Raw genomic sequence first — 20511 nt, 5'->3', positions numbered from 1 at the left:
ACGAAGAATGGAACATCGACTCGTTGCAGATATTGGAGGAACGAAAGTAGCAGTGTCACTCATGACGGCTGATGGAATGGTTATGGGCACAACAGTGAAACCGACTGAAAAAGTTGACCCAGAAGCATTGTTTGCTTTATTCATCTCGGCTTGTGATGAACTATGCAGGGATGCCGGATTGGAACGTGCACATATCGGCGGCATTGCTGTTGGATTACCAGGTATTGTGGAACGTGAAAAAGGAATAGCAGTCTATCAAAACAATTTGCCATGGCATGGTTTTCCCGTTAAAAACAGATTGTCGGAGCTCTACCCTGCTGCAGAAATTGAAATTGACAATGACGTGTATATGGCAGCATGGGGAGAATACAGGCAACGAAGTTTTCATCGTGAAACAATGGTCTATCTGACGCTGAGCACCGGCATCTCTTGTGCCATCATCCACGAAGGGAAGTTCATGCGGGGAGCCGGAATGGCAGGCGAAATCGGTTTTACCCTTGCTGGTGAAGATATGCTCGAAAAGCATGTCTCCGGTCCTTCGATGGAATGGAAAGGGCAATCAGCTTATGGCAATCAAGAGCTGACGTTGCAATCGATCATGGACCTTTATTACCAAGAAGAAGCCCGCGCTGTCGCCATTGTAGACGAAGCCGTTCGTGCATTGGCCAGTGAAGTACATCATACATTGCTTCTTTTGGATCCTCATGCAATCGTGCTTGGAGGGGGCGTTTTCAATCACCACCCAGCCCTTGTCGAAGCGGTTCGGAGAGAACTCAGTATTTACTTGCAGCACCCGTTATTCAAGGGGAAAGAGGAGCGAATCGAAGCGAGCCGCCATAAAGGAGAGGCGGGACTCTGGGGCGCATTCCATTGTCTGGCTAAGCGGGAAAGCCGATTAGAGATTGTCAGTGATCTATAATTGCTAACTAAAACAGGCGAAGAGGGCAGGATGTTCATGCTCTCTTCGCCTGTATTTTGTTTGTTTTAAAGTGAGTGTGATATTCTATCAAATGAGCGTAATTCTGTTCTCCGTATCTTTATTGAAGAAATGAGCTTTTTTCATATCAAACGCCAAGCGGATTTGCTGCCGGGGCTGTACCTGGACATCTGCGGAAAGGCGGGCAATGAACGATTGGCCATGGATGGAGGAATACACCATCATCTCGGCACCTGTTAACTCCGCTACATCGACTTCCACATTCATGATGGATTTCGGGCACTCCGATAGGACATCTTCCTTTTCGGAAATATGTTCCGGCCGGATGCCAAGGATCATCTCCTTGCCTTCGTACCCTTCCTTCTTAAGCACTTCATAGTAGCGATCTGGCATAGCTACAGAGACATCCCCCATGATGAAACGTCCACCCTCTACTTTCCCTGTAAAGAAGTTCATGGCTGGCGAACCGATGAATCCGCCGACAAACACATTTGCCGGATTTTCATACACTTCTTTCGGCGTGCCGATCTGCTGGATCAAACCATCTTTCATAACAACGAGACGGGTGGCCATCGTCATCGCTTCAGTTTGGTCATGGGTAACATATACAGTCGTTGTTCCCAGACGCTGATGAAGCTTCGAAATCTCGGCTCTCATTTGCACCCGGAGCTTGGCATCGAGATTGGAAAGAGGCTCGTCCATCAGAAATAGCTTGGCATCCCGGACAATTGCCCGTCCGAGTGCTACCCGCTGGCGCTGTCCGCCAGACAGTGCCTTCGGCTTACGGGTCAAATACTCTTCCAGCCCAAGGATATCCGCGGCTTTTCGAACCCTTTCGTCAATTTCTGTTTTCGAGAATTTGCGCAGTTTCAGACCGAAAGCCATATTATCGTAGACCGTCATATGCGGATATAATGCATAGTTTTGGAACACCATGGCGATATCCCGATCTTTTGGTGCCACGTCATTCATACGCTGTCCGCCGATCCGCAGCTCCCCTTCTGAAATCTCTTCCAGCCCTGCAATCATCCGCAAGGTTGTCGATTTCCCACAACCGGATGGGCCGACAAGGACGATGAATTCCTTTTCCTGCACATTTAAATTAAAATCCGAAACTGCTTTCGCAGAAGAATCCCCATAGTATTTCGCAACTTGATCCAATACCAACTCTTCCATCTCTACACCCCTTCGTCTTATGTATAAGTCCATGCTACCAATACGAAGGAAAGAAGGGCATGGGCAACATGCACAAAAAGAGGCCCGGCCGCTTGTGCAAGCTGTCTATGATCGGTCGACAAGGAGGCTGGCATAGTACGCGATCAATGCACCATCAAAATTTCGGACTGCGATTCCCGTCTTCTCCTGAAACTTGGATAGCCGATATTGGAGCGTATTCCGATGGATATGAAGCTTTTCGGCAGTGACGGAGGCATTAAACCCGTTTTCAAAAAACGTCCGGACGGTTTTCAGCAAATCGGTATCATGGCTGATGGGATCGACGACTTGGTTTAGTAAAACTGAATGAAGATGGTCCGGCAGCTCCTGAACCAAGAGAGATGGGAAAATCGATTCCACTGTCAATATTTGCTGGTCAGGAAGCAGAGTGAGACCTTTACTAAATAACTCTTCTTCCTGCTTGAAAAATGAAGGGAAAGTAGAATCCGCGTGATGAAACTTACCGATATATAGTTTTGTTTTGATAAAAAAATCACTCTCCAGCGCAGCTGCGAAAGACAAAAAATCTTCCTCTGACTGTATGTAGGAGGAGACTTTCTCTACTAAAAAAGCCAGCTGTGAACTAATTGGGAGGAGTCTTATATTGTCCTCAAAGAAAGCATGGACAGCTTCCTCCACTTCCCGCAGTGGAGTGGTCGGCTTTTCGAAAAAAAGCTGAGTAATCCGGATGTCTGTCCCCGCATGAATGGGTACATCGCCATAGCCTTTCAGGTACTGAATCCATTCTTCGGTCATTGTATTTCCGATGGGACCGGCGACTTCTTTGAGAAGAGACGAAAGCAGCGCATACTCTCGTGATGAAACCTCTTTTTTATCGACTACCATCCATTGGTCTCTGTATTCGAAAACATATTTGCTGGAAAGGACGGCGGACGGCTTTTCCGAACGGAATTCCATGGAAGTGAATAATGTCATTAACTGGGCAAGCATGTACTTCACATCTTTTCTGAAAAGGTAATACTTTTATTATAGTACGAAGATAAGTGGGGAAGTAGGATTTTAAAAACAGCAATAAAAAAAAGTGGCAGCCTCTAGCAGTTAGAGTCTGTCACTTTGCATTACCGAACAAAAAAATCATAAGCGGCAACTCGTTTTCCTTTCTGTTTAACGAGTTGATACATCTTCTCCAGGCCAGATACAGGCTGTTCGTCTATACGTTTGGCGGATGCCAGGTCGTATGTGTCGATCACATGTGAATCAGAAGCCGCGTCATATCGGAACACATAGAGATCGCCTTCCTTGAAAAACGTTTGCTCGGCCATGTAAGGTGAGCTTTCTTCGATTCCTTCCAACTGAAAAGATGGCTCTACTTCTCCCGTTTTCGTATTGAATCGATGAACTTCACCGAGTCCATCTACATAGTAGAGGATACCGTCCTGGATGGTCGATGCGTTGCGCAGGTTAAAAGGAATTCGCAAACGATAATCATCAGCATCTGAATAGGTCAGAAAGGGAACTGTCTTAATATCTCCCGTTTGTTCGTCAACTTCATAGATGGCAGCTGTCAGTTTTTCGGTATCGCTCATGAGCAAGTAAAACTTGCCATCACTTTTCATGATGGAAGAAAGGCCAAGCCGTTCGCCCAGTGCTCCGAGAGACGCGATTTTCTCAATGTCCACTTCTTTTTCGAGCTGCATCCGCTGTAAGGAAATATCTTCGGGTTCACCCGTCACCATGACCAGTTCCCCGTCCGCAATGCCGGACATATGTAAATAGTAAGGGACATGTATGGTTTCAAATCCGTCTTCATTGCCGACACGGATATTGGATTGGTACCCGCCATCCTCGGTGAATCCAGAGTTATTCACACTATAGAAAAGCCCGTCTTGGAATCCGGTCACTTCGCCGGTATGCTCCTCCGTTTCCATGTCAAAGGTCTCCAGACCGTCTGGATTTATTAGAAAGATGTTATTTCGGTCTTCCATGAATAAGGTATCGTCAGAAGCATACACACTGCCAAGTTCCAAGCCGTTCATCTTAAGAAGATCCGCTTTGCCGGCAGAATCAATGAAAACGGCAAAGCTAAGACCGTCCCGATTCATATCCTGGTCTGCTGTTGTGGAGAAGTAGAGGATCGCTTCGGTTTTCTGTTCCAAATCTGGGGAAACGGTTTCCTTGGACAGGGTACCGGCAGGTGTTTGACGGTTGTTTAAGAACAGGTAAGAAATAAATACAATTGCTGCAATCGCAATAACGCCAATCCAAATCCAGTTCTTCTTCATAGGCCTCCATCCTTCCTTAACGAGCACAGAACTAAGCAGACGCGAAGCCTGCTTAGTCCTGCTCGTAATAAATATCAGTAGATTAGATCTTTCGCTTGAATACGGTTTGAGTTGCATCCCGGACGTCTCGCGGATACACCCCGAGCCCTTTATCCACATCGAGATCCAGATTGCCGTGAAGCTTGAATGCGGACCAGATTAATTTGGAACAGTTTTTTGCTCCGCCGTGTCCCGTGTTTCGGTTGTTTGCGAAATTCAGCGAGTACGGTTGCCCGATTTCGCCATAGGCCCATGACGTGGCATTTGTCTTGTTTGTGCTGCTCGTTGAGATGGATTTCACGACAGCTCCTTTATCCACTTTCCGGACATTTGCTGAAATGCTGCGGACACCTGAAGGGTAGATCGATTCTACGATGACATTGCTGGAATAATAAAGCCCGACATGCCCATGATTAATATATGCAGTAGCGGAAGGAGTATAATAGAAATCTCCACGGGCACTTGGTCCTACAATATAAAGGGCTGATGAATCGCCGCCCTGGATGTCGGCATCACCGGAAATGGCGTTTTCTTCAGCAAGCTGCTTTGCTTCTTCCTCGGCCATCTGGTTTTGTTTTTCCATTTCATTGTACATCGCTTCGTAGATCTCAGCCTCGCTCATTCCTGTTGAAACTGTCAGCTCATCCACTTGTTTGGCGAGCTCCTCGGCAGAAACGCCGGGCTGCATGGAAACGATCTGATCTGCGTATGATACGTTCGATGCTTGGACGGAGAATTGAGAACTTCCTACGAGAAACCCTGTTAAAACCATTGCGGCAACTTTTTTCACGTGTATCGCTCCCTTTGTGAAGTTGACTGGCCAGTCTGCCTTCAAAATTGTATGTTGTTCAACATAACTAAACTATATCATATTTAATAGAATAGTTTAAATTTTGAATAAAAACAAAAGGTTTATTTTTTCAGGATGAATAACTAACTACAAGTTACAGTAAACTTGTCAGTAGACAATCATTTATTAATCAAGGAAGCAAGAGAATGAAGGGAAGTAGGTCAATCGAATAAAAGTTAATAGATATATAGAACGGGAGATGAAAAGAGAGGAAGGTAAGAAGAATCATTTGTGAAAAAGCAAAACAAGGAATTAAGAATGAAAATTTAAAATTTATTGAAATTATTATTGTCAACAATTGTAATATTCCTTACAATAGATTACAAGAGAAGGATTGGAGGGGAGAATATGCATATCGGTAGCCGCATTCAAAAATTGCGGGAGAAGAAGGGGCTATCGCAAAAGGAGGCAAGCTTCGGCGTAATTTCTACTTCTCACTATAGTAATGTCGAGTGCGGACGCTTTGTACCTTCCGAAGATGTTCTGCGCTTGCTTGCCGAACGTTTTGAAGTCCCCATTGTCTATCTGCTTGGCAGCGAGAAACATGATCCTGTGTTGCAATCGCTTTTGGAGGAATATGAAGAAATACTTTGTCAAGATACTGATCAAATTAGCCGTTTTACTGCTAAACATGCTGCAAAATTCACTTACATCCCTTCCCTTCTACAAGAATCTACTTTCAACGTTTTAAAATATATTGATTTGGTCAGGGCTGGAGAAATTAGACAAGCCCAAATACACTACACCAAAGAGATTATTCACCTCTCGAGGCCAGACATGGAATCAAATAAACCCCTCTTAAAAAACTATCTGTATATTTCCGGACTTTATTGTTATTTTAATAAAAATTATCGAGAGTGCATCTCATACGGCAAAGCCATCTTGGAACTTGCCAGAGATGAGGAGACGATGGCTAAGGCATTTTACAACATGTCCCTGGCTTTGTTTCAACTGTATGATTACGCCGAAGCCTTAGACTATGTAAACAAAGCGCAACAACAATACATTAATCTGCATAACTGGAAAGCAGCGTGTGATTGTTATAATCTCGCTGCCACCATATTGGTAGAACAAAACAAAATGGCAGAAGCGAATAAGCAGATTCAAAAAGGATTCAGTGTCCTTGGTGACACGGTATCCGAAACCTCCGCAAAACTCTATCACAATCTAGCCTACATCCAGTTTCGAGAGAAAGCTTATTATGATGCGTTGAAGACCATCAATCAATGCATTGAACTGAAACAAAAAGTTCGCAGCAAGAACCTCATCATTTCCTACACCTTAAAGATATCCATCTTATTTCACTTGGAAGATTTCAAGGCCATCCAGGGCAGTTTACAACAGCTTCAGCAATTCAATTTGCAGGAGAGGGAGAGAGTCCAGCTGCGTTATATGGAGAGTAAAATGTATTTTGCCGTACGGGAATTCCCACTTTACGAAAGAAATATCCAGGGCTGTATTCAATATTTTAAGAAGAATGAGGAATGGAAACACCTGAAAGAAGCAGCCCGGCATTTATCGTTGTACTACGCCAATCATAAAAAATATAAATTGGCCCATCAATTTCAAGATTTATGCATCTTGAGTTATCAGCGATTGGCGATGGAAGTGAAAGGAGGTGAAACGGAGTGAAGAAACGATTCATGCTCTTTTGTGCCGCATTCGGCATTTTATTTTCCTTGGCGCTTAGTCCAGCTGCCTCAGCAGACTCGGTAATCAACGGAGAGCCGGAAGTTGGCCCGCCGCATAGTGCAAAGTAAAGAAATTAATCTACTTTTTCACACGCTATTATGTAGCGTGTTTTTTTAGCGAGCGGCAAAAACAAGTGTTATTTTAAACTGTAAATAGATATAAAAATGTCCGATTGCTCAACTTTTAAATTGGGGAATGGGACATTTTTCTACTTCTCAAACGCACCCGTTTGGTGAATATGGAATTCAATTGCTAGTTAAAAAGTGCAATGTTTCTCTAAATGTATTTTTAGCTAATTCTTCATTGTATTTAACGGAGTATGGGTCGCTAAATCCGTGTTCACCACTACATATTTGTACATCTATATTAGGGTTATCCATAGTTGACACTAATTCATCTACATTAAATGTTTTTTCGGCTTTTGGGAAAAATAGCAATGCAGGGCATTTGGGATTAATATTTACATAGTCCCGAATACGTGAACCATAGTATCCAACAATCCCATCAACACATTCTTCCTCACTACACAACCAAGCAATCGTTGCCCCTATACTAAATCCAATGATAAATACCTTGGAATACTCATCTTTACAATCTAATAATAATTTATTTATTTTATGTAATCCGTTCTCAAAACCAATAGTATCCATGAAGTTATGGTAAGCATTTATTTCTTGAGAGTAATCATAGGGTATTTCCTGTTCTAATAGATTTGGACAAATGACATCAAAATTTTGTTTTGATAGCAATTCACATAAATCGATCATATGTTGGTTAATTCCATATATTTCGTGCACGACAATAATTAGTTTATCTGATTTTTTGTTTATTTTGAGCAACCTTTTCACCCCTTTACTAAAATGACAAAAGGCACAGTGTTTTACTGTAGCTCTTTCTCTATAGACTGCAGCCCACCATAATTCAAATTATATTCTTAATCATATTATTTAGTAGACACCGATTCAATGTAACGTGTTTTTAAAATTTCGCTTACTAGACGGAAGAATGATTCATAACCGTCAAATGCTACAGATGAAAAGCTTGCAGTTAAACATTCTGCATACTTACTCCATAATTTTCTTCTATAATTATTATGGAAGAGAGGCGAAATCGAACTTGAATAAAATCTCAACAAAATTAACGGCGTACTTTTTCATTACTGTACTGATTATGGAAACGTCACTTATGCTTTATCTTCATAAAAATATTATCGATTCAAGGACTGAGGAAGAATTCAACCGTTTGCTGGCGAACGGCTCCAATCATCGGGATGTACTGACATCCTACTATTCCGAAACGACGATGAAGCATATTGTCCTTATGGAGAAAGACGGAGATCGTGAAGTTCTCATTACCGATGCAAGAGGGGAAATCATAAGCAGTTCTGCTGAACCTGAAGAGAGACTCAAAAAGTACCTTCCGCCTTTGGAAACTATCAACTCAACGGAGGATCAAATTATTAATGCGGATTGGAAAGACATGCCGTATATTATTAGCGTTCATCCGTATCATGTGGAATCCGGTCAGTCGGGGAACGTCATTATGTTCCAAAGTACTGCGTCCATCAAGCAGTTGGTCGCCAAATTGAACATGCATTTTGGGCTGGCTGGCGTAACGAGTGTTGCTGTATTATTCATCATCTACGCTTTCCTGTCCAAGTTTTTGACGCGGCCCTTAATCAGGATGAAGGAAGCGACGGAGAAACTAAGCAAGGGTGATTTCGATGTCAGCCTTCCCGCTATCGGAAAAGATGAGCTGGGTGAATTGTCAGGTTCCATCCAAAAGCTCGCAGGTGATTTGGAGCGTTTGACGGTGGAACGCAATGAATTTCTAGCTGCTACCGCCCATGAATTGAGCACGCCCCTGACGTATTTGAATGGATATTCAAAAGTCGCTAGGAGACAAGGCATTCAGGAAGCGGAGCGCAACCGGTATCTTGACATCATTGCAGAGGAATCCGAACGGATGAAGGATTTGGTCAACAATTTGTTAGACTTGGCCAAGATGGATGAAAACTCATTTCCCGTTTCAAAGGAGTATTTTTGGGCGGAAACATTTATTCATCAAGTAATCAAGCTAGTCGAACCTTCCTTTGCAATAAAGAAGCTGGAGCTTGAACTTGAACTGACTGGGGATTTTAAAATTTATGCAGACCCCATCCGCTTAGAGCAAATCCTAATAAATTTATTGGATAATGCCCTGAAATATTCAAACGAAGCATCTGTAGTGACGTTAACAGTGTGTAAGAAAGAGGAGAGAACCGTCTTTATTATTACGGATAGAGGCATCGGAATTCCAGAACAGGATCTGCCTTTTATCTTCGAGAAGCTGTATCGAGTCGAGAAATCACGTTCACGCTCTTATGGCGGGTCAGGAATCGGATTGTCTGTCGTTAAGGAACTTGTTGAAGCGCATGGGGGCTCCGTTGAGGTAACAAGCCAGATTGGCAAAGGCAGTACGTTTACCGTCACGCTGTGATCAAATTACAGGGAAGGGCTGAGGGGAGGTCTATATATATGCAAACCATTTTATTGGTCGATGATGAACAGCGAATGTTGGATCTGATTGAGTTATTCCTATTGCCGCACGGCTTTAGATGTATAAAAGCGGATAACGGCGAGAGGGCATTGGAACTCTTGGAGAATGAAAAAATCAGTCTGGTTCTCTTGGACGTGATGATGCCCGATATGGATGGCTGGGCGGTTTGCAAACAAATTCGTCAACGGTCTGATGTCCCGATAATCATGTTAACAGCAAGGGCGAATAAATCGGATTTGGTAAAAGGATTGGATACGGGGGCGGATGATTATATTACAAAGCCCTTTGATGACAGGGAACTCGTCGCCAGGATCAGGGCTATGCTGCGACGGTCGCTTTCTTCGGAGAAAGAGTCTGATGTGATGAAAGAAGGCAGGTTTAGGTTAGACAAAGAAACCTATGCCCTGTATTACGATGATTTGTGGGCTCAGCTGACGCTGAAGGAATTTCTTATTCTCGAAACATTACTGACACGTCCAAAGAAAACGTTCACAAGGGACGAGTTGTTACAGGCGGCCTGGGACTATAATACATACACGGATATTCGGACGGTAGACTCCCATATACGAAACTTGAGAGATAAGCTGAAATTGGCCGGTTTTCCAACGGAAGAGTTTATCAAAACAGTGTGGGGAATCGGATATAAGTGGAAATAGGTGGTGGGTAAGCAGTGTATGGATGGATGTCTGCAATCAGCCAATGGATAACAGAACCGGTAACCGCCTTGCTTCAATCGTATGAGCAATATCCAATTATTGTAGCTTTTCTATTAGGCGTAATTGGAGCGGTAGCACCTTGCCAGCTAACCGGTAATTTGAGTGCCATCACGTTATATGGCAATCAGACCATTCAAATGGAGAAGAAATTTGATATGGCCGCTTTTATTGGCGGCAAGGTGGCAGTATTCAGTTTGCTGGGACTGCTTGCTTGGGTGCTTGGGGGTACCTACTCAACGACCTTAACGGGCTATTTTCCTGTTTTCCGCAAGATGATTGGGCCATTACTTATCGTGACAGGCCTTGTCATGATCGGTATACTGCGATTGGGATTTCTGAGGGGCGTAACGATTCGAGTTCCAACGAAATGGAAGAGCGGGAGATTCGGTTCTTTCTTGCTTGGGGCCAGCTTCTCACTGGCTTTTTGTCCGACGATGTTCGTTCTGTTTTTCTTTTGGCTCATGCCGCTCGTGGCAACAAATGCATATGGGATCCTTTTGCCAGCTGTTTTCGGTGTAGCGACTTCGCTGCCGCTTTTACTCCTATTCCTGCTTATCTGGTTTTTCGATGCAAAGCGACTTGTAATGAGGATTAGCAGGAGAGTAGGCTTGTTTGTTCAACGTTTGGCCGGGAGCCTTATAATTCTAATTGGAATTGCCGACACCATTACGTATTGGAGTATATAAAGATAGTGTACCTGTATTGCCTTTCGTCAATAGGTATGGGTGCTGATTGGGTAAAGCTGGCCTTTAAAAGCGAAGGAAATTCTCCCAGTTTCTTCGGAAACCACAAGCACAAGGGCGTCACTTTGTTCAGTTAAACCCAAGGCTGCACGATGTCGAGTGCCAAGCTTCCTCTCCCCAGTAAATCTGCTCGATAATGGAAGGACATTAGTTGCTGAAACGATTTTATTTCGATTCACCAGCACAGCCCCGTCATGGAGAGGATTCCCCGGATAAAAGATAGATTCTAGCAACGAGTGAGTTAATTCGGCGCCAATTTCAATACCGGGCTTCAAGAAGGGCGCGAGGGAATCTTCCCGTTGAATTACGATTAAGCCGCCATGTCTAAGTTTAGACATATTTTGGATACTGACCGATAACTCTGGATATTTATCTGTAAACGGAGATAAGTAACAGTTCAAATAAAAGGTGGCAGCTTGCATTTCAATGGAGAAGAAGTGTTCTTTAATTTTCTCAAAATTGCCAAGGAGGCAATCGGATTCATCGTGGATCGCGTCCAAATTATGTTGAATCGCTTCTATAATCTGACGCATTTCATCTTGGAGTATTTGCTTCATCGGTGAAAAATCACATATTGGTTTATCCAAATCAATGCAGCTCCTTTGGTCAATAAAAATGTCTGTCGTCTAAAGTGTATCCACGAGCAGATGATTTAAACTGTATGTTTAAGGAGAACCGACATGTAAAAGAATAAGTAGAAAGCCAATAAGTTGAGGTGATAAGACATGAATGTCATTACTGTTTTTGGCGGAGAAAGTTTTGAGGTGGAGACAGGTAAAAAGTTAGTACTGGCTTTAGAGGATAACGGAGTCAATATTCTCCATCGCTGCGGCGGGAATGCCAAATGCACCACGTGCCGAGTGGAAGTGCTGGCTGGCGGATACCAAGAAGTGACGCAAAAGGAGAAAAAGGCATTTGCAGACAAGGGAATTGATAATCTCTTGCACGACGATTGCTTGCGTTTATCATGTCAAATGATTGTGGATGGCGATATTACAGTGCGCCCGATTCTTACGGTTGAAAGCACTGGAAAGTCAGCCGGTCCAAGACCTGCTGACTGAACTAGGATAGGCAGGAAAGCTATCTCCTTATCTCGGTGCTTTTTGAAAATCATTGCGGAATAACTGGCGTTCACCAGGATTTACTTGCGTTCGCGCAGATTATCTGGCGTTCGTACGGATAATCTGGCGTTCGCCCGGCTTATCTGGCGTTCGTCCGGCTGATCTGGCGTTCGTCCGGCTTATCTGGCGTTCGGTCGGCTTATCTGGCGTTCGTCCGGCTTATTTGGCGTTCGTCCGGCTTATCTGGCGTTCGGTCGGCTGATCTGGCGTTCGCCCGGCTTATCTGGCGTTCGGTCGGCTGATCTGGCGTTCACCTGGCGTAACATGCGTTCAAGATGATTTACTGGCGTTAAAAAATATATCCGCAACCAGACCTCGAAGCGAAATTTGATTTGATATAACAAACAAAAAAGGATTGGCTTGCAAACCTCTCAAGCCAATCCTTTTTCGTTTTTGAATCACTTTATGATATCCATGCCGTCTTTCGATATAACGAACTGGTGCTCTCTTGCGGCTTCTTCAATTTCGAGATAGGCCCAGTGAGATTCTTGGGTATCTTTGACAGCTTGGGCACGTTTCAACTTTTCATTCGGCCGGAATCACTTTTGCGCACCAAAGTTCGATTTCAATCTTCAACTCTGGTAATCCTAGTTTACTTATATAAGCAATCGTCATAGCCGGGAATTTGTTGCCGAAAAGAGCTGCCCATTCTGAATCAAAGAAGTCCCAGTCTATTTCTTCTGTTGCCCAAATGTTTACTTTAATAATATGTTCCTGATTCAATTCCTCAGATTGTAAGAGCTTTTTTATATTTGTGAATGTGTTTGTTACTTGCTCATTAAAGTCAAAGGGAACATGGTGGTCCATATCAACACCAATTTGGCCAGATGTTACAAATAACTCAGCATTTTTGGGAACTCTCGTGATATGCGTGTAGTTACCTACTGGTCTCGGCATAGATTCTGGATTTTTTCTTGTGTTTTTTTCGTTCATTTTATTACCTCACCTACTATAGTATTTTTCTGCTCGCTTTCTTATCAAATTAGACAGACTCCGCCAATTTTTAAAAATCTAAAAGAAAACAGCAGTGGAGTATCCATAGCCCATTGATAGAAACATAATTATTTTTTTCTTCATTACTAGGACACTCCTCTTTTTGTAGTGTGAGATATCAATATGATACATATATTACCTCGAATTCCATCCCGCGTCTAATGGTAGGCATGAGCGCTTCATCAAACTAGGAGTCTGCATTTGAATGAGCGCCAAGTATTTCTAACTACATTATAAGAAATTCTCCTTGATGTATTTCTAGAATAATAAAATGTAACACATACCATATGCATAATTTTTTCATATCTATCCGTTACGCTTATAAAGTACAACTGTAGAAGAAAGGCGGATAACTGATGAGACGATTCATTTTAATTGCTGTAGGTGTTTGCAGTATTTTGGTAGTAAGCGGATGTAACGGAAAACCGGAATCCCATGGAACTAAGGAACATTCCGGGGGAAATGAAATGCATTCCACTATGAACGTGACGATGGAAGGCCATATGAACCATGATGAGGTAATCCGACTCAAGGATTCCACTGGAGAGAATGAGTTGAACATTCCTCCTATACTCAAACGTGATCCAGGGGAGGCAATTGTTTACACAGTGCGAGCACAAAAGGGGGTAACACAGCTTTTTGATGGTGTTCAAACGAAGACATACGGCTACAATGGAACGTTTTTAGGACCAATGATTTCAGTGAAGAAAGGCGAAATGATCAAAATTAAGACGATCAATGAATTGGATGAACCGACTACGTTTCATTGGCATGGATTAAAGGTGGCGGGGGATATGGATGGAGGGCCTCACGATCCGATTCAGCCTGGTGAGGAGAGGGTCATTGAATTTCTAGTGGCCCAAGATGCAGCAACATTATGGTTCCATCCACATCCTGAAGGCAATACCGCTACACAAGTATATAACGGGCTTGCCGGATTGCTTTATATTCAAGACGAAAAATCGGAACGGCTCGGTTTGCCGAACCGGTATGGAGAAAATGACTTTCCTTTGCTTTTTCAAGATCGGTTGTTCGATGACCAAAAACAGTTGAATTACGAGGCCGCCCAAAATAGTGATGGAACAATTGGTGATACATTGCTTGTAAATGGGACGATTAATCCGACATTGACTGTTCCGAGCGAGCAAGTCCGTTTTCGTCTGCTGAATGGATCAAATGCGAGAAACTTTACATTCAAGCTAAACACAGGAGATCCGTTCGTCCAAATCGCTACTGATGGAGGTCTTTTGAATGAACCGATTCAGATGAATGAAATCACGCTCACTCCATCGGAACGTGCCGAGATTGTAATAGATTTTTCAAGTCTGAATAAGATGGATGAGTTGGCTTTAGTGAATGAGGACGGCTCGATTCTATTACCGTTTGACGTTTCGGATCAGCAGGTGGAAAAGAGTACTTTGCCGAGTGAAATGAATGATTTTATTCTAACAGAGGAAGAAAAGAACTTGCCGGTTACTAAAAATGTGGAGCTATTTGGCATGATGGAGCACGTAACAATTAACGGCAAGAAGTTTGATCCAAATCGAATTGACTTTACACAAAAGCAAGGGGTCACGGAAGTGTGGGAGATTTACAATAAGCCGGACATGATGGGCGGCATGATCCATCCTTTCCATATCCACGGAACACAATTCAAGGTTATTTCTCGGGATGGAAAAGAGCCTTCGGAAAATGAACAGGGCTGGAAGGATAGTATTTCCGTCAAACCGGACGAGCGTGTGAAAATTGCAGTTAAATTTAAAGATAAAGGCATTTATATGTTTCATTGCCACATCCTTGAGCATGAGGACAATGGAATGATGGGGCAGATAAAGGTGGAGTAAACCGAAACAGCCAGTGCATGCTATTTTGCACTGGCTGTCATTGCTTGTCACACAGTAACCGAATGGATTTCTTGTTTCATTCGTTCCACACCGACACGATTCACAAACTTAAAGAAAGATTCTCGTTTTTTCCCGTTTTCGGCATAGAAGTCGATTATCTGATCAACAGCCTCATACAGTTCCTCTGGCTGCGCTTGTTCGAGCAGGAGGGTACCCGTTTTGGCATAAGCACCTTTTGGATTCCCGCCAATATACAGGTCATAGCCATTTTTTGATTTGATAACACCGATGTCGTTGACCAGCGGCTCGCCGCATCCGATAGGACAACCCGTATACGCAGGACGAAGAGTGAATGGAACAGGGCGTCCCGCAATCCGCTTGTTCAGCTCGATGGCAACAGGCATTCCTTCTTCTTCCGCCCCCTTGCAGAAGTTGCAATGACGCAAGCTTTTTACATAATTTCCGACCGGATAGCAGGCAAGTCCAACGTCGCTAAACTTCTTTTTAATCAACTCAACTTCGCTCTCTAACACTTCGATATATAGTTGCTGGAATGTCGTGACTTCCAGTTCCTGATCACCCAAATGCTCAGCAAGTGCCATCAATTGGCGTGCGTTCAATTTAGCGCCGAATGAAATACCGCCGTTGACAGCAAGCTTCACCTTTATTGCCGTTTGCATGGTTGGACACTCCTTTCTAGTGAGATGAATCTACTGCCATAATAAGATACCTGCAACGGGTATGTAAATAGTTAAATAAAGAAAAGTCATAAAGGGGAAGGGTATAGAGTTATGATATTTTGAATATGGGTATAAAAATATAGGGGGGTATCATATTTTTTATTTGACAACAAAATATATAAATCCTAATATATGAACATATGCTCATATAAACAAATAAAAATGCAGCAATGGGAGGGCAAAAACTATGCGTGAAGATAAAAACACAGAGAATACGAGGGACCATTTATTGGACGAGGAAACGCTATTCGTCGTCTCCCAAACATTCAAGGCGTTAAGTGATCCGACAAGAATCCGGATTTTAAATTTGTTGTGCAAAGAGGAGCGCTCGGTGAATGATATCGCGGAAACGCTAAACTTAAGCCAGTCATCTGTTTCTCACCAATTACGCTTTTTAAAAAACTTGCGCTTAGTCAAGTTTAGAAGAGAAGGGACAACCCTTTACTATTCGGAAGATGATCATCACGTCATGAATTTATTGAAACAGGCAATTGACCACGCAGCACATAATTAGAGGAGGTCTTCGGATGGGACATGACCACGCACACGATCATACACATGGTGCCAATAAAAAAGTGCTATTGATTTCTTTTCTAATCATTACAATCTATATGATTGTCGAGGCTGTCGGTGGATTTTTGACGAACAGCTTAGCGTTACTTGCAGATGCTGGCCATATGCTGAGCGACTCAATTTCCCTTGCTATCGCATTAATCGCTTTTAAACTTGGCGAAAAGGCGGCGAGCCACAGTAAAACATTCGGCTATAGGCGGTTTGAGATTTTAGCCGCCGTTCTAAATGGTGTGACCTTGATTGTCATCGCCTTGTTCATTTTCTATGAAGCCGTTAAACGTTTTGCGAATCCTCCTGAAGTTGCCACAACCGGCATGTTGATTGTCAGCAGTATCGGACTCGCCATAAATATTTTGGTTGCATGGATTATGATGCGGGGAGCCGATGTAGAAGAGAACTTGAATATGAAGGGTGCTTATCTTCACGTAATCAGTGATATGCTCGGGTCCATCGGGGCAATTGCCGCAGCGCTTCTTATGATGTTTTTCGGCTGGGGATGGGCTGACCCGCTCGCGAGCATTATCGTTGCGATACTTGTTTTGCGCAGTGGCTATTTCGTTTCCAAGTCAGCACTTCATGTTCTTATGGAAGGAGTGCCCCAAAATGTAGACATGGATGACATCATTCGGACCATCCGAAATGCCGAAGGAGTTCTAAGTGTGCATGATCTTCATGTTTGGTCGATTACGAGCGGCTTAAATGCACTTTCCTGTCACGCGGTTGTTGACGATCAAATGACAATTGCCGAAAGTGAACAGGTGATCCGAACGGTCGAGCATGATCTATCGCATCAAAATATCCATCATGTAACCATACAGTTGGAAACATCCGCCCATCAGCATGACGATTCGATTTTATGCCAAGCAAAAGCGGAATCGTCTGAAGGTCACCACCATCATTAAGGGCATGGCAATGAAATAATATACCCCTGTCCTGTATCATAAGATAACGACAATAAGTTGAAATAATTAAATAAACTGAGACAAGAAATGTAGAACTGCCAGGCAATGAAGAATAAAAACGCCGTTTATTGGAACCATATGATTGCTCTTGCAAACTCTAGATGGTAGATTAGGGGTACAGGGTATTAGAACAACTCTGAGGAGTGATTAAATGACTGAAACGACAAAGAAAACGGTCCAGCCCAATAAGCAGCAGTTGCTGAATCGGCTGAAACGCATAGAAGGACAAGTCCGGGGCGTCCATCAAATGATTGAAAACGATCGTTATTGTGTGGATATTTTACATCAGATTAGTGCCATCCAATCGGCCATGAATAAAGTGTCTTTAGCTCTTTTGGAAGATCATACGCATCATTGTGTTGTGAATGCTATAAAAGGACAGGATGGAGAAGCTGCCATCCAAGAGCTGATGAATGTGATGAGAACAATGACTAAATAAAAGTTTAGTTTGCGTCTTGTTATACCTAATAGGGGTATGTTATATTTAGTTTGTTAATTGAAACAGGAGGGGAATCATCATGAAGGAAGTTTTAAAAGTAGAAGGCATGTCTTGTGGACATTGTGTAAATGCAATCGAATCAAGTGTTGGCGAATTGGAAGGTGTATCTGCTGTTAAAGTAGATCTTGCCAATCACGAAGTAACTGTTGAATTCGATAAAGAAGATACATTAAATAAGATTAAAGAAACAATTGAAGATCAAGGATATGACCTTGCATAAATCTTGTTGAGCACACCACTTACACCATATGGGGGTATCGGTGGGTGAATGAAGTGATTATACGTCAGCCGTATGATCCTTCTTTTTTACATCGCTAATACCCCCTAACCGTATAGGAGGGATGGAGAATGGCAACAGCGGAAAAGACCTTGAAGATCAATGGCATGACCTGTGCGGCATGTGCTAACCGGATCGAAAAGGGATTATCAAAGATGGACGGTGTCGAGAAGGCAAATGTCAATTTTGCTTTGGAAAGTTCCACCGTCGTATATGATCCTGAAAAGACGAATGTTCAGGATCTTACCGCCAAAATTGAAAAGCTTGGCTATGGCGTCATTCAAGATAAAGTTGAATTTGATGTATCAGGCATGACTTGTGCTGCCTGTGCTGCACGTATTGAGAAGCGAGTTAACAAGATGGAGGGAGTTTCAAATGCTGCGGTCAATTTTGCGCTCGAAACCCTGACTGTCGATTACGATGGTGGTCAAACGTCTCCCGCCGAAATGGTCAGCACAGTGAAAAAAATGGGATACGAATTGATTCCGAAATCAGACAAAGAAGATACAGTGGACCATAAAGAACAGGAAATCCAGCGGCAAACTAGGAAATTCATTTTCTCTGCCGTTTTGACACTGCCCTTGTTATGGACGATGGTCGCCCATTTCAACTTTCTGTCCTTTTTATACTTGCCGCATTTTTTAATGAACCCATGGGTGCAATTGGCACTCGCGACTCCTGTCCAATTCATTATTGGAGCGCAGTTTTATAAAGGCGCCTTTACGGCTTTGCGAAATAAAAGCGCCAATATGGATGTTTTAGTAGCACTCGGAACTAGCGCCGCCTATTTTTACAGTCTTTATTTAACGTATGAGTGGGTGGAAGCGGGCAAAGTAGGGGAGCCGGAGCTTTATTTTGAAGCTTCAGCGGTCATTCTGACATTGGTGCTACTAGGAAAACTATTTGAAGTGCGCGCCAAAGGGAAAACGAGCCAGGCGATTCAAAAACTGCTCGGATTACAGGCCAAAACAGCTCGTGTACTGAAGGACGGAGTTGAATTCGGTGTGCCGATTGAGGAAGTCATGGCCGGGAATATCATTCTTGTCAAACCGGGAGAAAAGATACCGGTGGATGGTGAAATAATTGCGGGTGAGAGTGCAATTGATGAATCGATGATTACAGGCGAGAGTATTCCTGTGGATAAAACTGCGGGAGATCCTGTCATTGGGGCAACCATCAATAAAAATGGTTCCTTGCAAATTAAAGCAACCAAGGTTGGGAAAGATAGCGCATTATCGCAAATCGTAAAAGTTGTAGAGGAAGCACAAGGTTCAAAAGCGGAAATCCAGCGTTTGGCTGATAAGATCTCGGGCATCTTTGTTCCCATCGTAGTAGGGATTGCCATCTTGGCGTTTCTGGATTGGTATTTCCTCGTGACACCAGGAGATTTCCGGGCGGCTTTGATTCCAACCATTTCAATTCTTGTCATCGCATGTCCATGTGCACTGGGTCTTGCGACGCCTACATCCATCATGGCGGGTTCTGGTAGAGCCGCTGAAATGGGGATCCTGTTCAAGGGCGGTGAGCATCTGGAAAATACTCGGGCTATTGACACAGTCGTCTTGGATAAGACGGGAACCGTTACGAAAGGTGAACCGGCATTGACCGATGTTGTCATTACGAAACGCTACGAGGAACAAGATGTCCTGCAATGGGTCGCTTCAGCGGAGAACCAATCAGAGCACCCGCTGGCTCGTGCGATCGTAACAGGTGTGAAGGAGAAAGGTATTGAATTACTTGCACCGGAATCCTTCCATGCACTCCCTGGCTTCGGCATTGAAGCCCAAGTTGCCGGGAAGCGTCTGCTTGTCGGGACACGTAAATTGCTGCGCAGCCGGAACATCGACTTGATGAATATTGAGTCCAAGATGGCGAACATGGAAAACGAGGGCAAAACGGCCATGCTGATTGCAGTCAATGAACAGCTTGCCGGTATCGTCGCAGTTGCGGATACGGTAAAGGAAACATCGCAAGCTGCCATCGAACGGATGCAGGCGCTCGGATTGGACGTGATTTTATTGACGGGCGACAACAAGCAAACGGCAGAAGCAATCGGACGTCAAGTTGGATTGAGCCATGTCATTGCGGAAGTGTTGCCTGAAGAAAAAAGTGAGAAAATCAAAAAGCTGCAGGCGCAAGGCAAAAAGGTGGCAATGGTCGGTGATGGAATCAACGATGCGCCAGCTCTTGCCATTGCGGATATTGGCATGGCGATTGGAACGGGAACCGATATTGCTATTGAAGCGGCTGACATTACGCTCATGCGCGGTGATTTGAACAGCGTGGCGGATGCCATCATCATGAGCCGCAAAACGATGCGCAACATTAAGCAAAATTTATTCTTCGCTTTCTTTTACAATACGATCGGCATTCCGGTCGCGGCTCTCGGATTACTTGCTCCGTGGGTGGCAGGGGCAGCCATGGCATTCAGTTCAGTATCTGTCGTCTTGAATGCACTGCGTCTTCAACGAGTAAAATTATAAGCAATAAGAAAGCCTCCACCGATTGGATGAATCGATGGAGGCTTTC

General features: G+C 43.6%; 22 protein-coding genes. 14 read left to right on the top strand and 8 right to left on the bottom strand.

The genetic code is table 11. From position 1 onward, the window contains the following. Positions 1–7: 7 nt before the first annotated feature. Entirely contained in the window at positions 8–919 is a 912-nt protein-coding gene (locus ACSW3C_RS11800; protein WP_486562795.1) for an ROK family protein, read from the top strand. 87 nt (positions 920–1006) lie between these two features. Here ACSW3C_RS11800 and ACSW3C_RS11795 read toward each other — a convergent pair whose 3' ends face one another. The 4 genes from ACSW3C_RS11795 to ACSW3C_RS11780 all read right to left on the bottom strand — a co-directional run bounded on the left by ACSW3C_RS11795 (position 1007) and on the right by ACSW3C_RS11780 (position 5224). Further along, positions 1007–2113, bottom strand: coding sequence for an ABC transporter ATP-binding protein (locus tag ACSW3C_RS11795; protein WP_486562794.1), 1107 nt, complete (start codon positions 2111–2113; stop codon positions 1007–1009). A gap of 105 nt (positions 2114–2218) precedes the next feature. Further along, positions 2219–3103 carry a PucR family transcriptional regulator gene (locus ACSW3C_RS11790; RefSeq protein WP_486562793.1) on the bottom strand — a complete coding sequence of 295 codons (885 nt, stop codon included), beginning with the start codon at positions 3101–3103 and terminating at the stop codon, positions 2219–2221. 128 nt (positions 3104–3231) lie between these two features. After that, a complete protein-coding gene (locus tag ACSW3C_RS11785; protein WP_486562792.1) occupies positions 3232–4395 on the bottom strand; it encodes a hypothetical protein in 1164 nt (387 codons plus the stop codon). A gap of 82 nt (positions 4396–4477) precedes the next feature. Beyond that, a complete protein-coding gene (locus ACSW3C_RS11780) occupies positions 4478–5224 on the bottom strand; it encodes a hypothetical protein (protein ID WP_486562791.1) in 747 nt (248 codons plus the stop codon). Positions 5225–5632: 408 nt separating this feature from the next. On the opposite strand from ACSW3C_RS11780, the gene ACSW3C_RS11775 reads away from it, so the two are divergent. Together ACSW3C_RS11775 and ACSW3C_RS11770 are read left to right on the top strand one after the other, a co-directional pair. Further along, positions 5633–6916: a helix-turn-helix domain-containing protein gene (locus ACSW3C_RS11775; RefSeq protein WP_486562790.1), complete on the top strand. Its 1284-nt coding sequence runs from the start codon at positions 5633–5635 to the stop codon at positions 6914–6916. Beyond that, complete coding sequence (locus ACSW3C_RS11770; protein WP_486562789.1) at positions 6913–7044, top strand: hypothetical protein; 132 nt, start codon at positions 6913–6915, stop codon at positions 7042–7044. Before ACSW3C_RS11775 ends, ACSW3C_RS11770 begins: the two co-directional genes overlap by 4 nt. Positions 7045–7221: 177 nt before the next feature. Here the strand turns inward: ACSW3C_RS11770 and ACSW3C_RS11765 are convergent, their stop codons facing one another. Then, positions 7222–7815 (bottom strand): dienelactone hydrolase family protein, encoded by a 594-nt coding sequence (locus ACSW3C_RS11765; protein ID WP_486562788.1) that lies wholly within the window; start codon positions 7813–7815, stop codon positions 7222–7224. Positions 7816–8092: 277 nt separating this feature from the next. Here ACSW3C_RS11765 and ACSW3C_RS11760 point away from each other — a divergent pair, with 277 nt between their 5' ends. Genes ACSW3C_RS11760 through ACSW3C_RS11750 form a run of 3 tightly spaced genes read left to right on the top strand, consistent with a single transcriptional unit; the run spans position 8093 to position 10916 of the window. Continuing rightward, the gene (locus ACSW3C_RS11760) at positions 8093–9454 is read left to right on the top strand and encodes an ATP-binding protein (RefSeq protein WP_486562787.1); all 1362 of its coding nucleotides are present in this window, start codon (positions 8093–8095) and stop codon (positions 9452–9454) included. 38 nt (positions 9455–9492) lie between these two features. After that, entirely contained in the window at positions 9493–10170 is a 678-nt protein-coding gene (locus ACSW3C_RS11755; protein WP_486562786.1) for a response regulator transcription factor, read from the top strand. A 14-nt stretch (positions 10171–10184) separates the two neighbouring features. Further along, entirely contained in the window at positions 10185–10916 is a 732-nt protein-coding gene (locus ACSW3C_RS11750; protein ID WP_486562785.1) for an urease accessory protein UreH domain-containing protein, read from the top strand. A gap of 26 nt (positions 10917–10942) precedes the next feature. Here ACSW3C_RS11750 and cdaS read toward each other — a convergent pair whose 3' ends face one another. After that, positions 10943–11560, bottom strand: a complete 618-nt coding sequence (gene cdaS, locus ACSW3C_RS11745) for a sporulation-specific diadenylate cyclase CdaS (RefSeq protein ID WP_486562784.1) — start codon at positions 11558–11560, stop codon at positions 10943–10945. Positions 11561–11698: 138 nt separating this feature from the next. Here cdaS and ACSW3C_RS11740 point away from each other — a divergent pair, with 138 nt between their 5' ends. Continuing rightward, positions 11699–12034, top strand: a complete 336-nt coding sequence (locus tag ACSW3C_RS11740) for a 2Fe-2S iron-sulfur cluster-binding protein (protein WP_486562783.1) — start codon at positions 11699–11701, stop codon at positions 12032–12034. Positions 12035–12086: 52 nt separating this feature from the next. Further along, positions 12087–12296 (top strand): hypothetical protein, encoded by a 210-nt coding sequence (locus ACSW3C_RS11735; protein ID WP_486562782.1) that lies wholly within the window; start codon positions 12087–12089, stop codon positions 12294–12296. A gap of 323 nt (positions 12297–12619) precedes the next feature. Here ACSW3C_RS11735 and ACSW3C_RS11730 read toward each other — a convergent pair whose 3' ends face one another. After that, positions 12620–13027, bottom strand: a complete 408-nt coding sequence (locus ACSW3C_RS11730; protein WP_486562781.1) for a RidA family protein — start codon at positions 13025–13027, stop codon at positions 12620–12622. 416 nt (positions 13028–13443) lie between these two features. On the opposite strand from ACSW3C_RS11730, the gene ACSW3C_RS11725 reads away from it, so the two are divergent. Beyond that, positions 13444–14931, top strand: coding sequence for a multicopper oxidase family protein (locus ACSW3C_RS11725; RefSeq protein WP_486562780.1), 1488 nt, complete (start codon positions 13444–13446; stop codon positions 14929–14931). A 47-nt stretch (positions 14932–14978) separates the two neighbouring features. Here the strand turns inward: ACSW3C_RS11725 and ACSW3C_RS11720 are convergent, their stop codons facing one another. Next, the gene (locus ACSW3C_RS11720) at positions 14979–15611 is read right to left on the bottom strand and encodes a nitrite reductase (RefSeq protein WP_486562779.1); all 633 of its coding nucleotides are present in this window, start codon (positions 15609–15611) and stop codon (positions 14979–14981) included. 247 nt (positions 15612–15858) lie between these two features. Between ACSW3C_RS11720 and ACSW3C_RS11715 the strand changes: the two genes are divergently transcribed. The 5 genes from ACSW3C_RS11715 to ACSW3C_RS11695 all read left to right on the top strand — a co-directional run bounded on the left by ACSW3C_RS11715 (position 15859) and on the right by ACSW3C_RS11695 (position 20465). Next, positions 15859–16185, top strand: coding sequence for an ArsR/SmtB family transcription factor (locus ACSW3C_RS11715; protein ID WP_486562778.1), 327 nt, complete (start codon positions 15859–15861; stop codon positions 16183–16185). A 13-nt stretch (positions 16186–16198) separates the two neighbouring features. Beyond that, positions 16199–17146 carry a cation diffusion facilitator family transporter gene (locus ACSW3C_RS11710; protein ID WP_486562777.1) on the top strand — a complete coding sequence of 316 codons (948 nt, stop codon included), beginning with the start codon at positions 16199–16201 and terminating at the stop codon, positions 17144–17146. A gap of 211 nt (positions 17147–17357) precedes the next feature. Further along, positions 17358–17645 carry a metal-sensitive transcriptional regulator gene (locus tag ACSW3C_RS11705; RefSeq protein ID WP_238080523.1) on the top strand — a complete coding sequence of 96 codons (288 nt, stop codon included), beginning with the start codon at positions 17358–17360 and terminating at the stop codon, positions 17643–17645. A gap of 79 nt (positions 17646–17724) precedes the next feature. Beyond that, the gene (copZ, locus tag ACSW3C_RS11700) at positions 17725–17925 is read left to right on the top strand and encodes a copper chaperone CopZ (RefSeq protein ID WP_238080524.1); all 201 of its coding nucleotides are present in this window, start codon (positions 17725–17727) and stop codon (positions 17923–17925) included. 128 nt (positions 17926–18053) lie between these two features. Beyond that, complete coding sequence (locus ACSW3C_RS11695) at positions 18054–20465, top strand: heavy metal translocating P-type ATPase (protein ID WP_486562776.1); 2412 nt, start codon at positions 18054–18056, stop codon at positions 20463–20465. Positions 20466–20511: the final 46 nt, after the last annotated feature.

It is taken from the genome of Sporosarcina sp. AD_1 (assembly GCF_057373025.1).
The sequence above is the reverse complement of the archived record's forward strand: the minus strand, read 5'-3'. Positions and strand labels throughout refer to the sequence as shown.

What these genes read in the sequence shown, in the direction of transcription:
- ACSW3C_RS11800 (WP_486562795.1), top strand. Translation starts at nt 8, where the DNA reads ATGGAACATCGACTCGTTGCAGATATTGGAGGAACGAAAGTAGCAGTG.
- ACSW3C_RS11795 (WP_486562794.1), bottom strand. Translation starts at nt 2,113, where the DNA reads ATGGAAGAGTTGGTATTGGATCAAGTTGCGAAATACTATGGGGATTCT.
- ACSW3C_RS11790 (WP_486562793.1), bottom strand. Translation starts at nt 3,103, where the DNA reads ATGCTTGCCCAGTTAATGACATTATTCACTTCCATGGAATTCCGTTCG.
- ACSW3C_RS11785 (WP_486562792.1), bottom strand. Translation starts at nt 4,395, where the DNA reads ATGAAGAAGAACTGGATTTGGATTGGCGTTATTGCGATTGCAGCAATT.
- ACSW3C_RS11775 (WP_486562790.1), top strand. Translation starts at nt 5,633, where the DNA reads ATGCATATCGGTAGCCGCATTCAAAAATTGCGGGAGAAGAAGGGGCTA.
- ACSW3C_RS11755 (WP_486562786.1), top strand. Translation starts at nt 9,493, where the DNA reads ATGCAAACCATTTTATTGGTCGATGATGAACAGCGAATGTTGGATCTG.
- ACSW3C_RS11740 (WP_486562783.1), top strand. Translation starts at nt 11,699, where the DNA reads ATGAATGTCATTACTGTTTTTGGCGGAGAAAGTTTTGAGGTGGAGACA.
- ACSW3C_RS11730 (WP_486562781.1), bottom strand. Translation starts at nt 13,027, where the DNA reads ATGAACGAAAAAAACACAAGAAAAAATCCAGAATCTATGCCGAGACCA.
- ACSW3C_RS11725 (WP_486562780.1), top strand. Translation starts at nt 13,444, where the DNA reads ATGAGACGATTCATTTTAATTGCTGTAGGTGTTTGCAGTATTTTGGTA.
- ACSW3C_RS11720 (WP_486562779.1), bottom strand. Translation starts at nt 15,611, where the DNA reads ATGCAAACGGCAATAAAGGTGAAGCTTGCTGTCAACGGCGGTATTTCA.
- ACSW3C_RS11715 (WP_486562778.1), top strand. Translation starts at nt 15,859, where the DNA reads ATGCGTGAAGATAAAAACACAGAGAATACGAGGGACCATTTATTGGAC.
- ACSW3C_RS11710 (WP_486562777.1), top strand. Translation starts at nt 16,199, where the DNA reads ATGGGACATGACCACGCACACGATCATACACATGGTGCCAATAAAAAA.
- ACSW3C_RS11705 (WP_238080523.1), top strand. Translation starts at nt 17,358, where the DNA reads ATGACTGAAACGACAAAGAAAACGGTCCAGCCCAATAAGCAGCAGTTG.
- copZ (WP_238080524.1), top strand. Translation starts at nt 17,725, where the DNA reads ATGAAGGAAGTTTTAAAAGTAGAAGGCATGTCTTGTGGACATTGTGTA.
- ACSW3C_RS11695 (WP_486562776.1), top strand. Translation starts at nt 18,054, where the DNA reads ATGGCAACAGCGGAAAAGACCTTGAAGATCAATGGCATGACCTGTGCG.